Below are 13780 nucleotides of genomic sequence, written 5' to 3'. Positions count from 1 at the left end.
AAGGAAGCTTCACCAATCGCAAATGAGATCTTATCCCCTTAAACGTCAAAAGCACCTCCCTTCAGCCCGTTTATGGCTTTTTGGAAGTGCAGCAATTCTTTAGGTTGTATACTCATTACCAAGAATGAGGAACACGCTTGACGTCCATGTAAACGCTCGATCACGTAAACCTTGTCCCGTAATCGCGTCGAAATTCTCGGCCATCCCGCTCAGGTCTAGCATGGTGCAGAACCGTCGTGAGACCATCTCAGCAAGCTCAAGATCTCCTGCTGCGGCAGCACCTTCAACAAGTATCATGGTCGAAGGCGCCCAGATTGGACCTCGCCAATAGCCGTCAGGACTATAGAAAGGACTATTCACACTCTCTGTAGCCCAGCCGTTAGCGGTTAAGAATCTGCTCTCATCCCGCAGCCCTTCTAGCAGTGCAGTACGGATTTGCTCAGGTAGACGTTTGCCCAATATAATGGGAACGAACAATAATAGGCTGTCTCCTTCGGAGAGCTCATGCGTACCGGATCGGCAGGCCGTAAATCGACCATTTTTCCAGAAATGGCTGATCATTTTATCCATTGTGTCCTCAGCAAGCTGTCGCCACTCGGCTGCTTCTTCCCTATGTCCAAGCCCTTCTGCAATCTCAGCTAAAAGCTCTGCTTGCAGAATAAGAAAGGCTGCTAAATCTGGGCTCTCTACCGGAATCCCATTATTAAACGCAGTACTGTTATCCCAGCCGGAGTCGTTGCCATGATTGTACTGTGGAATGCCGTCTCCATCACCATCACGGTACTCAAACCACCACTTTGTCCATTTGGACAGAGGTGCATAAACCTCACGAAGCTGTTCCTCCTTGATAAAGTCCGTTCTGTCCATCATCCAAGCAAGTGTCCATCCATGAATTGGCGGTTTGTTGCAATTCCACAGCTCATACTTATCGTTGATGAAATCCGGAATGAGTCCACTCTCATCCTGCCGGTCAAAGAAAATCATAAACTGATCCCATGCCAGCTTCGGATCATGGCGAACAAGCGCCATCGCATTAAAGCAGTGATCCCAGCTCCAAATATTCGTCATCCAGTTCTTCGACATATACATCGCTGGACGAGTGAGACAGCCTTCTGCCGGAACGAGGCAAGACCACGTAATATAGGCGGCAAGTACCCGGCTCTCTTCCCAGCGTTGTGGCACGAATAAGCTGTTATTCAACCACGCATTAAACTCTTCCTTCACTTGCCTAACGACATCATCAAACGGTTCCCAAGCAGCCCGCGGCTCCAAAATTGTCCGAAATTGTTCAATAGCAAATTCTAAATTACCCGACTTGTTGCCTGGTAAGAAATCTGCGATAACATACGAGCTTTTGATTTTGTCCCATGGCACTTCCATCCTCAGCTCACCAACAAGCGCAGTAAGCATGAACCTGCATTCATGGGTGAAGCTGTTTACTTCCCAACTGTCAGGCGCTGCTTGATATGCATAATCATAAGCAGCCGTACGGAAGGTCAAGCGAATTCCACAGCCGTTCGCCCGTACACGGAATGTCCGGCTGTCAGAGATACAGATCTCAGCCGTTAAGCCAAGTGCCGATTTCAGCTGAATCAGTTCGGGGAAAGCTTTGGACTGGAAAGGCACAGATTGACCGCTCTCATCCAGCATATCGATATGGAAAGCCTCGCCGAATTTATCGTCGCCACCGCGCACGGTACGCAGATACAAGCCTTGTTGTCTATCCTTGGCTTCAGGCAGAATTGAGATCGCTAAGAACGATTCTCTTCGACTGAAGGGTACAATGCTGAGGTCAAAGTTCATATCTAATCTCCTTCACGGAATAGTATGCGCTTTCATTGTAACGAAAGAAGCGTCCAGGAAAAACCGACAGTTGTTTTTGAAGGGTGGGTAATTTGTTTCGAAAGGGACTTTGTTTGAAACAAAGGGGGAGTTTTGTTCGGTGAATGTTGTTCATTTGTTCGAATCGGTAATCAGTCCGTGCGGAGAATTTCAGACATATGGCTTACGAAAGCAATTTACATTTGCATAAGGAAAAAAAATTTGATAATATAACTGACGAACGTTCGTTAATAATGAGGTGGGTTTATTGAAAAGTAAAGAAATTAAAGACATCGCATTGAAATTTTTCACAATTCATGGTTATGAGGGTGCATCGCTGTCTCAGATTGCCGACAATGTCGGTATGAAAAAACAGTCTCTCTATGCACATTTCAAAGGAAAAGATGATCTATTTCTACAAGTATTACAAGATGCCAAAGAAACAGAAGTCTCATCGAAGCTAAACTATTTAAGTAAAGTCGATACCCAAAATCCCAAAGAGGATTTATTTGGATATCTGCAACTAGTCATTGATTTGTTTCAACAGAGCGAGCAGTTAAAGTTTTGGCTGCGTATGTCTTTTTTTCCGCCTCTCCATCTGGCAGCAGCTATTAATGATGAAGTAATCGATTCGGAGAATAAGATTCAAACCGTTCTGGAAGGCAAATTCCAAGATTGGATCGATGCGAAAGCCATTATGGAAGATACAGCCTCCATCCCTACGCTTGCTTTCTTAGGTGTAGTTGATTCCATCATGTTAGAGCTTGCATATGGGAATAATGAAAAACGTCTAATTGATAAATTAAATGCCTCATGGACTGTATTTTGGAGAGGTATTTCACAGCTTTGATTTTACAGAGAGAGGTATTGTTTCATGAAGAAACCATTGAAAGATCAAAAAACTGTCTTATTCATTCTACTAAGTAATATATTCATTGTTTTTCTAGGAGTCGGACTAATCGTCCCTGTTATGCCATCCTTTATGAATATTATGCATCTAACAGGCCAATCGATGGGTTATCTTATGGCGGCCTTTGCGTTTGCACAATTACTCATGTCTCCTCTAGCAGGACGATGGATTGACACTTACGGCAGAAAGAAAATGATCGTTATCGGCTTATTCCTCTTCAGTATTTCAGAGGTGATCTTTGGACTCGGTACAAATGTATCCGTTCTTTATTTTTCCCGTATTCTAGGAGGCATTAGTGGTGCATTTATTATGCCTGCCGTAACCGCTTTTGTTGCGGATATTACCTCAGTAGAGGAAAGGCCCAAAGCGATGGGTTACATTTCTGCTGCTATTAGTATCGGTTTTATTATTGGCCCGGGTATCGGAGGTTTTATTGCTGAGCTGGGAGTGCGTGCCCCATTCTACTTTGCTGCTGGCTTCGCATTAATAACATGTATTTCATCCCTATTTATTTTAAAAGAGCCGCTAACCAAACAGGAACTTTTGGAAATTACTCAGCTCAAAAAAGGTACCAGCTTTGTATCTGATCTGAAACGATCGCTTCAACCACAATACATTATCGCCTTTATTATTGTGTTTGTACTGGCCTTTGGTTTATCAGCATATGAAACAGTTTTCAGTCTCTTTTCAGATCATAAATTTGGTTTCACTCCTCAAGATATTGCGGCCGTTATTACAATAAGTGCAATCTTCGGGGTTGTCGTTCAGGTCTTTATGTTTGGTAAAATGGTAGATAAACTCGGTGAAAAGAAACTTATTCAAATATGCTTGATTGCTGGCGTATTTTTTGCGGTAGTATCCACCATGATCTCCAGCTATTTAGCCGTTTTGCTAGTAACTTGCTTCATCTTTCTCGCATTTGACTTGCTGCGACCAGCATTAACGACCTATTTATCAAAAACGGCCGAAAAAGAACAAGGCTTTATTGCCGGAATGAACTCCACCTATACTAGCCTAGGCAATATCGTCGGACCTGCGTTAGGTGGAATATTATTTGATGTCAACATCAACTATCCGTATCTCTTTGCCGCTGTCATCATGTTGATTGGTCTTGTCATTACGATGATGTGGAAAGAAAAACAATCTGCAAGCATCTTGGCAAAATAATATTCTGAAGAAATGGATGAACTGCACTATTTGAAACGCGGGTTTCTCTACAATCTGAAAGAGGGTGTCCTAATGCCATGAAATTGGCAAAGGCACCCTCTTTTTTCTAGAGTCATTTACAACTGTATACTCTAATCTCCACAATTTCCGCTCGTGGGCTGCCATTCGTACATTCAATAACCAATCTTAGCTTGTTTGTTTGTACTCCGTTTATGGAATGAACTCTTTTTCTTATTCGATTATTCGTTTCTCTATGCAAAACAGTCCACCCGCTGTTTGCCCAAGCCTCGATTCGGTAGTCTTTGACGAGCTCCGGAATAACCGTGAAAGGCGTTTCGTGATGATGGAGGTTAATTAAATCCTCGTTTACGTCGTCGTTGAAGGTCACATGGATTTCGGACACATTCGTCGCTTCAACCAGATCAACCTCAATCCATTCGTCAATACCGGCTTTCAGCGGTTCCGATACCCAAATGTGCGGTCCGCCGAACGGTCTTGCGTAACCATCGTTTGCCTTGCTCGCCGCATATGCTCCCGTTGCCACCGAGAAACAAAATGGCTCGCGAACCAGCCGTTTCATGCTCCATTCGGTGACAGGCGTATATCGCTCGTCATCACCGAGATTAGAGTGTTCGGTATGCATGCTCTCGAAAGCGAGTACGCCAGTTAGTGGAACAGCCGACTTAAACAAATTGATTCGGTCGTTTGCGCGGACGATGACAAATGCATTTTTCGCCGCTTCGTCGCTACCCAGCACCAGCGGAATCTCGACCCATTGCCGCTCACCCGTGCTTACTGTCACCTTCACACTTTGACAGAGCGATGCCGGAACGTAGTTTTCTGCACGTCCGGTATCCCATAGCTCAACGGTAAGCTCACTTTCCCCGCTTGCCGACAGCAGAAGCTCGAACCGTCCCATCTCACCTTCAATCGGAAATAGCAAGCCGACGTCCTTCGCAAGGGGGTAAGCAACCGACGGCTGATCCAAGCGAATTCGCGTTAAAGCACTCGAAGAGCACATGGTTCCTCTCCTAGCCAAGTCCAATTCGTCCATGTTCCGTAATCCGATGATCGAAGCGTCACTCTTAAGCATGATCTGCTGAAGTTCGGCAATATGGCTTTCGCGCAGTTCGCGCGGCGTTACGCCTTTCATGACGGACAACGCAGCGCCAGCCCCAGCAGCTTCTCCCATCACCGCGCAAGTTGCCATTACCCTCGTCGTGCCAAAAGCAACGTGCGTCGCGCTAATGTTTCGTCCGGCGAATAACAGATTGCTCACGTTTCTTGAATACAAAGACCCGAACGGAATATGGTAGATTCCATCCGCATGCAAATGTTTAGATCCGCGCTCAGACGCATACATGCCTTGAGGGGGATGCAAGTCGATCGACCAGCCACCGAAGGCGATGCTGTCGTCGAACGGACGCTGTGCCATAATGTCGTTTTGATTCAACACCGTGTCGCCGATAAAGCGGCGGTACTCTCGCTTGCCCGGGATCGAGCCAACCCATTCGAGCGTCATCGTCTCAGCATCGAATTGACCCGAATTTTTGATATAGTCCCATATCCCATAAATGACCGACCATAGCTCATCGCGGATTCGCTCGTTCTCATGAACGTTATCCAGCTCACCACCCCATTCGATCCACCAATAGTGGCAGCCCGAATCGCCGCTGCGGATGACTCGTTTGATCGGAATAGATGTCGTCAAAATGTCCTTAGCGAATGACGGTGCGACAAAACGAACCGGCTTGCCGGTATCCTTCGTGTAAAACAACAGGGTGCTGCCTAACGTAATGTCGTCCGCGACCTCTGGCGCCCAATCCTCTTCGTATTCGTGTTGCGCTTCACGCCCTATACGATAGGCTGCTCCCGCTAGGAAACCGACCAAACCATCTCCCGTGCAATCGAGGAACACTTCGCTCTCGAAACGAATAAGCAGCTCCGAGCCCATCATCCATCCGGTAACAGCGCGGATAACTCGCTCTTCAAGCTCTCCGTCCGCTTCGACTTCCCGAACGTCTGTGTTCAAGTACAGGCTAATGTTCGGTTCCGCGCGAACCGCTTCCAGCAATGTCAAATCCCACAAATAAGGATTTCCTTCGGGATTGCGGTACTGGTTCTCAAGGAACAACTCTCCCATTATCCCCGTCTCACGGGCATATCGATTTACTCCATGACCGGTTGCGCCGCATACCCACACTCTCACCTCCGAGCTGGAATTGCCCCCGAGCACTGGACGGTTATGAACAAGTGCCACCTTCAAACCCAATCTTGCCGCGGCGATGGCCGCACAGATGCCCGCCAATCCGCCGCCAACTACTGTAATATCCGTTTTCACTAACTCATTTCTCATGGTAATCTCCCCTGAATATAAGTTGTGTGTATCTTCAATTTCAAATATATTGCTATTCAAAGTATAAGAAAATACACTATAATTACATCAATGATATACTTTATTTCAAGGAGCTTATAAAAATGGATAATCTCGCGCTATGGTCGCACACACCGACTGTAATATCCTATAACTATTGGCAGAGTATCGATCGATTCCAACTTTCCGTGGACACTTATGCCAACTGGGTTATGTTCATACCTGAAAGTGGCCGCTTCTCATTCCGGATTGCCAATCAAGAAGGAGAATCCGGCTTCGGCAGAATCGTTATATGCCCTCCTCATATTGCATTCCATAGAGAAACGCTTGAGGCGTTAACTTTTCATTTCATTATGTTTCATTCAAACGAAATGAACACCAACATACACGCATCTGAAGAAAGCTGTCCACATGGCCAATTGATTATCGGAGACCCGGAACGCTTAAGGTCTAATCTTCGATTGCTTCGTAAGCTTTCGGGGCGTTCGGATCAACAAGCGCAGCTTTGGAAGAACACGATTATTCACGACATCCTCCTGCTTGCCAGCGATCATTTCAATCCACTATTTCAGGAATCGATGCCGAGCGCGGACGATCCGGTGCTTGAAGCCATACTCGAGCGTTTGCAAACGCTCGCTTATACACCTTTCAACATAAATAGTGTGGCCGCTGAATTTGGTTTAAGCGCTGTGCAGTTGACAAGAAAGTTTAAACAAACTTTCTCTGTCAATCCATGCGAGTACATCACTACCTTAAGAATCCATCGAATAAAATCTCTATTGCTGGAAAGCGATTATACTTTGCAGGAAATTGCTGTACAATGCGGTTATGACAACGGATATTACCTCAGCCGTATCTTCTCGTCACGTGTCGGAGTAAGTCCGTCTGACTATCGAAAGAACAACAAAGTTTAGATTTATGAAAAGGCCCAATGTTGAAGATTGACCCTTTCACTCCTTAGTCGGTTGCCCCGCTAAACGCACAAGAAGCTGTCCATGAACCAAATCGGTCATGAACAGCTTCTTTCCTTTTTTATTACCGCAACTTATCATTCAAGCTCCCCACGATATCGAAACTCACTATCATAATCGTCCTCAATAATCCAAAGTTGTTCTTGTACGGCCTTATGCAGCAATTGTTGCCTTCACGGCTCCGAAATAACGATCCCTGTCGCGCACAGGTGCGAAGGGGTGACAAAGATCAGTTTGGATAATTTCTCAAAGTTGCTCCATATAGCAAAAAAATTGAGAGATTGGGTAAGTTAAAGTCTTTATTTTGATTAAATACATTTGTAATCCTACGTCAAAGCTCCGAGTTCAGGTTACTAAATAGTAAAGACCGCCTCAAATGAGACGGTCTAATAAGAATGCGATTTTCGCATTAAGGCTGATCCCCTAAACTTCTCTCCCCTACTCAATCCGCATCCGCTTGAACTGTTTGAGAAGGCTGTCCTCGTGATAAATCATCCAGTCCACAAGCGACTGCCGCAGCTCGGCAAGCGTTTGCTTGTAGTCCGAGCGGTCGATCAGATTGGTCAACTCGTGAGGATCGTTTGCCAAATCGTAAAGCTCATCCATATCACCGCAATTAAATACATATTTGTATGAACCTTTGCGGAGCATACGTTGGGTGAACATTGCAGCCTCAAGGCCAGCACCCTCCGTTACGATACAATCTGGCCATTCGACCAAGGCCTCTCCCACGAGCGTCGGTGCAAATGACCTGCCGTCCGCTCCAGGCGGCGGGGATCCAGCACCCGCGAGATCAAGAATCGTTGCATGGATATCGCAGGTGCCGACGAAGCTGGTTTCCGTCCGCGGCTCCATTCGACCACCGGCCGGCTTGACAATGAGCGGGATGCGGCAGGTTTCTTCATACATGAAAAACGATTTGTCACACAAGCCGCCGTGAATGCCAAGCGACTCCCCATGGTCAGCGGTAAAGATAATAACCGTATTCTCGTATAGATCATGCTGCTTCAAGTAATTTAGCAGTCGTCCGATCTGCTCATCAATGCTGCTCATCGCTCCATAATAATGTTTAATATAGGGAACAAAATCGGACCATTCCGTCGTGTTTCCTTTTTTGATGCGATGAATGGATGGTTTTCCTTTATTGTCGTCGTAAAAGTTCGGCCACGGCTCAATAGCTACATCGCGGTATAAGTCTAAAAACCGCGTTGGCGCTACATAAGGCTCATGCGGGCCCCAAAAATTTAATGAGAAGAAAAAAGGTTCCTCTCGCTGACGAAATTGACCGATATAATGGATTGCCCGCTCCGTCAAATAGTATTCAACAGTAGACTCAATAGGTGAGGTCAATTCAGAGGCGTAATGATACTCGAAGTGACCGCTCACTTTATTTTCTTCCTGCCAGGTAAGTCCGTTATCCTGTAAATATTGCCTGAATTGCGGGTAGTTCATCCCCCCGCCCCCGTGGCCAGCAAAATCGTCGCCCTCATAGCCGACATCGGTAGGCATGGACTTGATTCCAGCGGCAATGTCCGGAAAACGTACATAAGCGAGATTCTCCCGTAAGTGGTTGCCCATCTCCGGTCCGAAGCCCAGATGCCACTTGCCCGTATAGCCAATGCTGTACGACTGCTCCTCCAACTGTCTGCTGAGCAGTCGGGACGTATCGGGCAGTTCTTGAACCATGCTGCCCATGCCGTAGCCGTTCGTCTGCATCCCGTGCTTGAACGGATACATCCCCGTCTGCATCGAAGCCCGAGCCGGCGTGCATACTGGGCAGCTTGTATAGGCATTTTCGAAGACAACGCTTTCATCCGCAAGGGCATTCAAATATGGCGTTTGGCATACTTGTCCACCATAACTGCGCAGCGTATCGACGCGCTGCTGATCCGTTTGAATGAATAGGATGTTCGGACGGCGTGGTGATTGTTCTTCCTTATGGGACATGGTTGTACCTCCTCAAGATTATCTAAATAGTGAAATAAGTTGTCTCTTCTTATATGAATAACTTATTGAGTTAGCCATTGTAAATATGTCATTCATGCTGCGAATTGTCATTTTTCACAATCAAAACCCCACACCCCTTGTACTTACTGGATTTGTAACAGTAAAAAAACATTCCAACCAAATAAATACTTCTTTCGCGGGGAATGGCTTGTAGACGAAATAAGTTAATAAAACACGATTTATGCTTGCAGCTAATGCATTGGAGGGTATGGATGATAGATTTTGAAGCAACCTTTTGAGTGGATATAAATTGGAAAAAGTAATTGACATAAAAGCTGTCCCAATGATACATTGTGCATACACAACATACACAATTTATAAGGAGGTTGACTATATGCTTGCGTTAGATATTAAAAATTTAAATAAGAAATATGAACATTTTCATTTAAAAGACATATCCTTTCAACTGGAAAAGGGTTATATTATGGGATTTATTGGAGCCAACGGCGCAGGAAAAACAACCACTATAAAATCCATTTTGAATTTGATTAATATGGATAGCGGTGAAATCTTTATTTTGGGCAAAGAGATGCTCGAGCACGAACTCGAGCTAAAACAAGAAATTGGCTCTGCTTTTGGAGACATCAATTTCTATACTCGAAACAAAATCAAAACGCTAACTAACGTAATCAAAAAGTTTTATCGTAATTGGAATGATGATGCCTATTACAATTATTTGAAAAGATTTAATTTGAATGAAAACAAAAAAATAGCTGAATTATCTACCGGGATGAAAGTGAAATACAGCTTGGCCATCGCTTTATCACACGGCGCAAAGCTGCTTATTCTTGATGAACCAACAAGCGGGCTTGATCCGGTTGCAAGAGACAATTTGTTAGATATTTTTCAGGAACTAGTGGAAGATGGTGAAATCAGCATCCTGTTTTCAACTCATATTACAACTGATTTGGAAAAATGTGCCGATTATATTACTTTTATCGATAACGGACAAATTATCAACAGCTCTGAGAAAGAAGAATTTATTGATACCTACCGCTTGGTGAATGGGAAAGAAGAGCAATTGGATTTGATAAAAGACCAGTTAATTGCCTACAAAAAGAATTCATTCGGCTTTACAGCCTTAATCCACACTAGTGACTTTGATCCCTCTTGGGATATTAAATCAACTTTGCCTAGTCTTGAGGAGATTATGATCTATTTCGCGAAAAAGGAGATTTTGCATGTATAATTTACTAATGAAAGAATTAAAATTAGGCGTAAGCCCATTCTTCTATGTCATGCCTTTTTTGACAGGTGCCTTAATGCTTATTCCCTCATGGTTATATTTCCTTGTCATCCTTTACTTTTGTTTTCTTACGATACCGAATATGTTTGCAGGGTATAAATCTCAGAACGATTTAATATTTACAAGAATGATGCCCGTAACAAAAAAAGACATCGTGAAAGCAAAGGTAACCGTTATTGTAATCATGGAATTAATACACATCATTGTTGCAATGATTTATGGGATGATTAGTACTCGCTTATATCCAAATCTGACCTACTTTTTCTTCAAACCATCCTTTGGTTTTTGGGGACTATGCTTCGTTATGATTGCGATCTTCAACATTATCTTTATATCGATGTATTTTAAGACAGCCTATAAATACGGCGCAGCATCGATTGCTTCTATTACAGCTGCTATACTGTTTGCTGGAGGCGCAGAATGGCTCGGAATACAGAATTCATTTGTATCTAATCTCTTCAAAGGAAATGGTACTGACCATTTAGGAACTCATCTATCCATCCTGATCACGGGCATCGTCATATTTGCGATATTTACGATAATCGCTTATCATATTGCAATCAAACGTTTTCAGAAAGTGGAAATTTAATGAACATAGCTATTTCGAACTCCTCTGATAAACCCATCTATCAACAGCTTTTCGAACAAATCAGCGCACAAATTCTCAAGGGCGAACTAGAAAATGGGTATAGTTTGCCACCCATACGACAAGCAGCCACGGAGCTTCGTGTTAGTATCATTACCGTAAAAAAAGCTTGGGAAGAACTCGAACGACATGGTTTGATTTACACCGTAACCGGCAAAGGATGTTTTATAGCTGAACTCTCGACCGACGAGATGCTTCAAAAACGCAATGAAATGATCTTAAAGCAGATGGTTATTGACACTTCGTATTACAAATCCTTTGGACTCACGATAGAAGAAGTTTTTGAGCTTTTGAAGGAAGTTTATTGAAAATATAGATATGAACAGAAAACCACGTCCTATGGACGTGGTTTATTTGTTTTATTGGTGATGCCTAGGGGGTCCATCACCCCTGACTTCATCGCTGCCAGTGTCCGCCGCGAGGACGCTTTTCATAATGCCTCGTTCGTCTCGCTGACCAAATCATGCTGCCAGCGGCGGGACCTGTAGCGAAAGTAGCCGATGAACGCTTTGGAGATTTCCTCTGCGGCATACAGCGCATACACGATTTCGATCGGCCACTTCATGATCCCCGCTCCTATGAACGCTAGCGGAAGCCCGATCAGCCAAGTCGATCCCAGCACAAGCTTCATTGAGTACCGCGTATCACCACCGCTGCGGAATACGCCGACAATCCAGATGTTGTTAAGAAAATTGAATATTAACATACAAGCCATTATGCGCACGACTGACACTGCTTGCTCATGCAAATACTCACTGATTTGAAACAGCCGAACAGCTTGAGGAGCAGCTGCGAACAATGCCAGCCCAATTGCAATGCCAGCCGCGATGCCGATTCGCGTAAACCGCTCGGCGTAGAGCTGCGCCCGCTCCCGGTGGCGAAGGCCGATCTGCTCACCGATCATAACGCTCGCCGCTAGGGCAAAGCCCTGCACGCCAGCCATAACAAAGTTACCGATCACTTTGGAAACTTGAATAATTGCAATTGCAGTAGCACCCAACAGGCCAAACGCCATCATATACATCGTTGTGCCAAGTCCCCAAAGCGTTTCATGAATGATGATCGGCAGCGTAACCGTAAACACTTTGCCAACCAGAGCGCGGTCAACCGGCACCCGTCTCAAGAGAGGCACAGCAACTTCTCTTCTCTTTGTATACACATACACTATTGTTAACACCATCTGCAGCAGCTTTGAAATTAGCGTGGCAATCGCAGCGCCGTCGACTCCCATGGGCGCGAATCCGAAATGTCCATAAATCAGCGCATAGTTCAGAACCGTGTTCAACAGCAGCGACAGCGTAGTCACGTACACGATTACCTTAACGACTCCGATGCTCTTCAAGTTCATCGCGAAAGCGCTCGTGACAGCCGAAGCAATATACCCGTAACTGACAATGGAAACGAAAGACGATGTCATTTCCACCAGTTCTTTGTCATCGGTGAACGGCATAAAGACATGAGGAGAGCTGAATGTCAGGACAATAAAATAAATAAAGCTGATGGCCAATCCGCAATAGACGGTTAATGCCGCCAGCTTTTGGATCGAATCGTAATCTCTCTTGCCATAGTATTGCGCTATAAAAACTGCCGGTCCACTTAGAACACCGGCCAATATCATCCCAAGCATAAATTCGAATTGACCAGCAATGCCCACGGCGGCAATTGCCTCAACCCCCAAGCCTGCCACCATGATCGAGTCAATCAGGAAGAAGGACGAGGAGAACAGAAACTGAATCGTCAGCGGAACAGCAAGCCGGTACAGCTTGCTGTAGAATTCATCGTTCAGTCGCATCATTTAATCGGCACAAGCTGAGGAACACGCTTGTGGAATTGAACAATTTCACGAATGCCATAGGACTCCAACAGTTCGATCGCCTGACCGAAGCCTTGCTCGTAGTTGCTCAGGCTGTGCGCATCAGAGCCCAGCGAAAACCATTTGCCTCCCAAATCCAAGTACATCTCAATTAAATAGGAATGCGGGTGAATCCACCCTTGTCGAAACAGTCCTGTCGTATTTAGCTCCAATACCTTATCCTTGCGAATAATTGTCTTCAATAAATCATATAGGATCAACCGGCACCGCTCATAATCCTCCATGCGAACGTTGGTTTTCGTATATCGAACGACGTAATCGAGGTGAGCGACGACATCGTAATTGTCCATCACATCGACGGCTTCCCGCACATGCGAGAAATAATTGTCGAGTATATGCTCAATCGGTTGCTGATGAAAAGTATCTTCGGCAAAATCGTGCACGCCGTTATTATGAACGGAGAGCAGCACCAGATCGAATGAATACTGCTGCAAATAGTCGTTTATCGGGCCAATGTAGTCTTTACGATACCCAACTTCAATGCCCTTGTGGATGTCGATATCGTATTGACCACGCAATTTGGCGATTTCTTGCTCATAGCTCGGCATATCAATCAGCACGTCTTTTTTGAAATATTTGCAGTCGTAATCGAAGTGATCCGTCGTCACGACCGCCTTTTTACCTAGAGACTGGGCGTGACGAACGATATCCGCCAATAACTCACTCGAGTCGGGGGAGTAGGCGGAATGAACGTGCTGATCCACAATTTCCTTTGAAACCTGCATTTCCTTTTCCCTCTTTCTTCATCTTGATCTATGCTGCAAT

11 protein-coding genes and 1 pseudogene are annotated in these 13780 nt (G+C 45.0%); 6 read left to right on the top strand and 6 right to left on the bottom strand.

Annotated elements, in window-relative coordinates:
* Positions 1-99 precede the first annotated feature (99 nt).
* The gene (locus AC787_RS05265) at positions 100-1803 is read right to left on the bottom strand and encodes an amylo-alpha-1,6-glucosidase (protein WP_054023816.1); all 1704 of its coding nucleotides are present in this window, start codon (positions 1801-1803) and stop codon (positions 100-102) included.
* Positions 1804-2089: 286 nt separating this feature from the next.
* On the opposite strand from AC787_RS05265, the gene AC787_RS05260 reads away from it, so the two are divergent.
* Together AC787_RS05260 and AC787_RS05255 are read left to right on the top strand one after the other, a co-directional pair.
* Positions 2090-2671: a TetR/AcrR family transcriptional regulator gene (locus AC787_RS05260; protein ID WP_054023815.1), complete on the top strand. Its 582-nt coding sequence runs from the start codon at positions 2090-2092 to the stop codon at positions 2669-2671.
* Positions 2672-2695: 24 nt separating this feature from the next.
* Positions 2696-3898, top strand: a complete 1203-nt coding sequence (locus AC787_RS05255; protein WP_054023814.1) for an MFS transporter — start codon at positions 2696-2698, stop codon at positions 3896-3898.
* A gap of 112 nt (positions 3899-4010) precedes the next feature.
* On the opposite strand, the gene AC787_RS05250 is transcribed toward AC787_RS05255, so the two are convergent.
* The gene (locus tag AC787_RS05250) at positions 4011-6254 is read right to left on the bottom strand and encodes an FAD-dependent oxidoreductase (RefSeq protein WP_054023813.1); all 2244 of its coding nucleotides are present in this window, start codon (positions 6252-6254) and stop codon (positions 4011-4013) included.
* Between the two features lie 122 nt (positions 6255-6376).
* On the opposite strand from AC787_RS05250, the gene AC787_RS05245 reads away from it, so the two are divergent.
* Positions 6377-7186 (top strand): helix-turn-helix transcriptional regulator, encoded by an 810-nt coding sequence (locus AC787_RS05245; RefSeq protein WP_054023812.1) that lies wholly within the window; start codon positions 6377-6379, stop codon positions 7184-7186.
* Positions 7187-7329: 143 nt separating this feature from the next.
* Here AC787_RS05245 and AC787_RS35305 read toward each other — a convergent pair.
* Both AC787_RS35305 and AC787_RS05240 read right to left on the bottom strand, forming a co-directional pair.
* Positions 7330-7482 (bottom strand): annotated as a pseudogene (locus AC787_RS35305) (PLP-dependent aminotransferase family protein); the annotation flags it as partial.
* 199 nt (positions 7483-7681) lie between these two features.
* The gene (locus tag AC787_RS05240) at positions 7682-9190 is read right to left on the bottom strand and encodes a sulfatase-like hydrolase/transferase (RefSeq protein WP_054023811.1); all 1509 of its coding nucleotides are present in this window, start codon (positions 9188-9190) and stop codon (positions 7682-7684) included.
* A 394-nt stretch (positions 9191-9584) separates the two neighbouring features.
* Between AC787_RS05240 and AC787_RS05235 the strand changes: the two genes are divergently transcribed.
* The 3 genes from AC787_RS05235 to AC787_RS05225 are packed head-to-tail and all read left to right on the top strand — an operon-like array spanning position 9585 to position 11450.
* Positions 9585-10439, top strand: coding sequence for an ABC transporter ATP-binding protein (locus AC787_RS05235; RefSeq protein ID WP_054023810.1), 855 nt, complete (start codon positions 9585-9587; stop codon positions 10437-10439).
* Positions 10432-11085, top strand: a complete 654-nt coding sequence (locus AC787_RS05230) for an ABC-2 transporter permease (RefSeq protein ID WP_054023809.1) — start codon at positions 10432-10434, stop codon at positions 11083-11085. Before AC787_RS05235 ends, AC787_RS05230 begins: the two co-directional genes overlap by 8 nt.
* A complete protein-coding gene (locus AC787_RS05225) occupies positions 11085-11450 on the top strand; it encodes a GntR family transcriptional regulator (RefSeq protein WP_054023808.1) in 366 nt (121 codons plus the stop codon). Before AC787_RS05230 ends, AC787_RS05225 begins: the two co-directional genes overlap by 1 nt.
* 122 nt (positions 11451-11572) lie before the next feature.
* Here AC787_RS05225 and AC787_RS05220 read toward each other — a convergent pair whose 3' ends face one another.
* Together AC787_RS05220 and AC787_RS05215 are read right to left on the bottom strand one after the other, a co-directional pair.
* Entirely contained in the window at positions 11573-12937 is a 1365-nt protein-coding gene (locus AC787_RS05220; RefSeq protein WP_054023807.1) for an MATE family efflux transporter, read from the bottom strand.
* Positions 12934-13740 carry a histidinol-phosphatase HisJ family protein gene (locus AC787_RS05215; RefSeq protein ID WP_054023806.1) on the bottom strand — a complete coding sequence of 269 codons (807 nt, stop codon included), beginning with the start codon at positions 13738-13740 and terminating at the stop codon, positions 12934-12936. The genes AC787_RS05220 and AC787_RS05215 overlap by 4 nt, the downstream gene beginning before the upstream one ends.
* Positions 13741-13780 lie beyond the last annotated feature (40 nt).

Origin of the sequence: Bacillus sp. FJAT-28004 (genome assembly GCF_001280845.1) — a bacterium.
Taxonomy (GTDB): Bacteria; Bacillota; Bacilli; order Paenibacillales; family Paenibacillaceae; genus Pristimantibacillus.
Note: the sequence above shows the minus strand (reverse complement) of the source record. Positions and strands in the feature narration are given on the sequence as shown.

Coding starts and splice junctions, on each gene's coding strand:
- AC787_RS05250 (WP_054023813.1), bottom strand. CDS start 6,254: ATGAGAAATGAGTTAGTGAAAACGGATATTACAGTAGTTGGCGGCGGA.
- AC787_RS05255 (WP_054023814.1), top strand. CDS start 2,696: ATGAAGAAACCATTGAAAGATCAAAAAACTGTCTTATTCATTCTACTA.
- AC787_RS05230 (WP_054023809.1), top strand. CDS start 10,432: ATGTATAATTTACTAATGAAAGAATTAAAATTAGGCGTAAGCCCATTC.
- AC787_RS05245 (WP_054023812.1), top strand. CDS start 6,377: ATGGATAATCTCGCGCTATGGTCGCACACACCGACTGTAATATCCTAT.
- AC787_RS05265 (WP_054023816.1), bottom strand. CDS start 1,803: ATGAACTTTGACCTCAGCATTGTACCCTTCAGTCGAAGAGAATCGTTC.
- AC787_RS05225 (WP_054023808.1), top strand. CDS start 11,085: ATGAACATAGCTATTTCGAACTCCTCTGATAAACCCATCTATCAACAG.
- AC787_RS05220 (WP_054023807.1), bottom strand. CDS start 12,937: ATGATGCGACTGAACGATGAATTCTACAGCAAGCTGTACCGGCTTGCT.
- AC787_RS05235 (WP_054023810.1), top strand. CDS start 9,585: ATGCTTGCGTTAGATATTAAAAATTTAAATAAGAAATATGAACATTTT.
- AC787_RS05240 (WP_054023811.1), bottom strand. CDS start 9,190: ATGTCCCATAAGGAAGAACAATCACCACGCCGTCCGAACATCCTATTC.
- AC787_RS05215 (WP_054023806.1), bottom strand. CDS start 13,740: ATGCAGGTTTCAAAGGAAATTGTGGATCAGCACGTTCATTCCGCCTAC.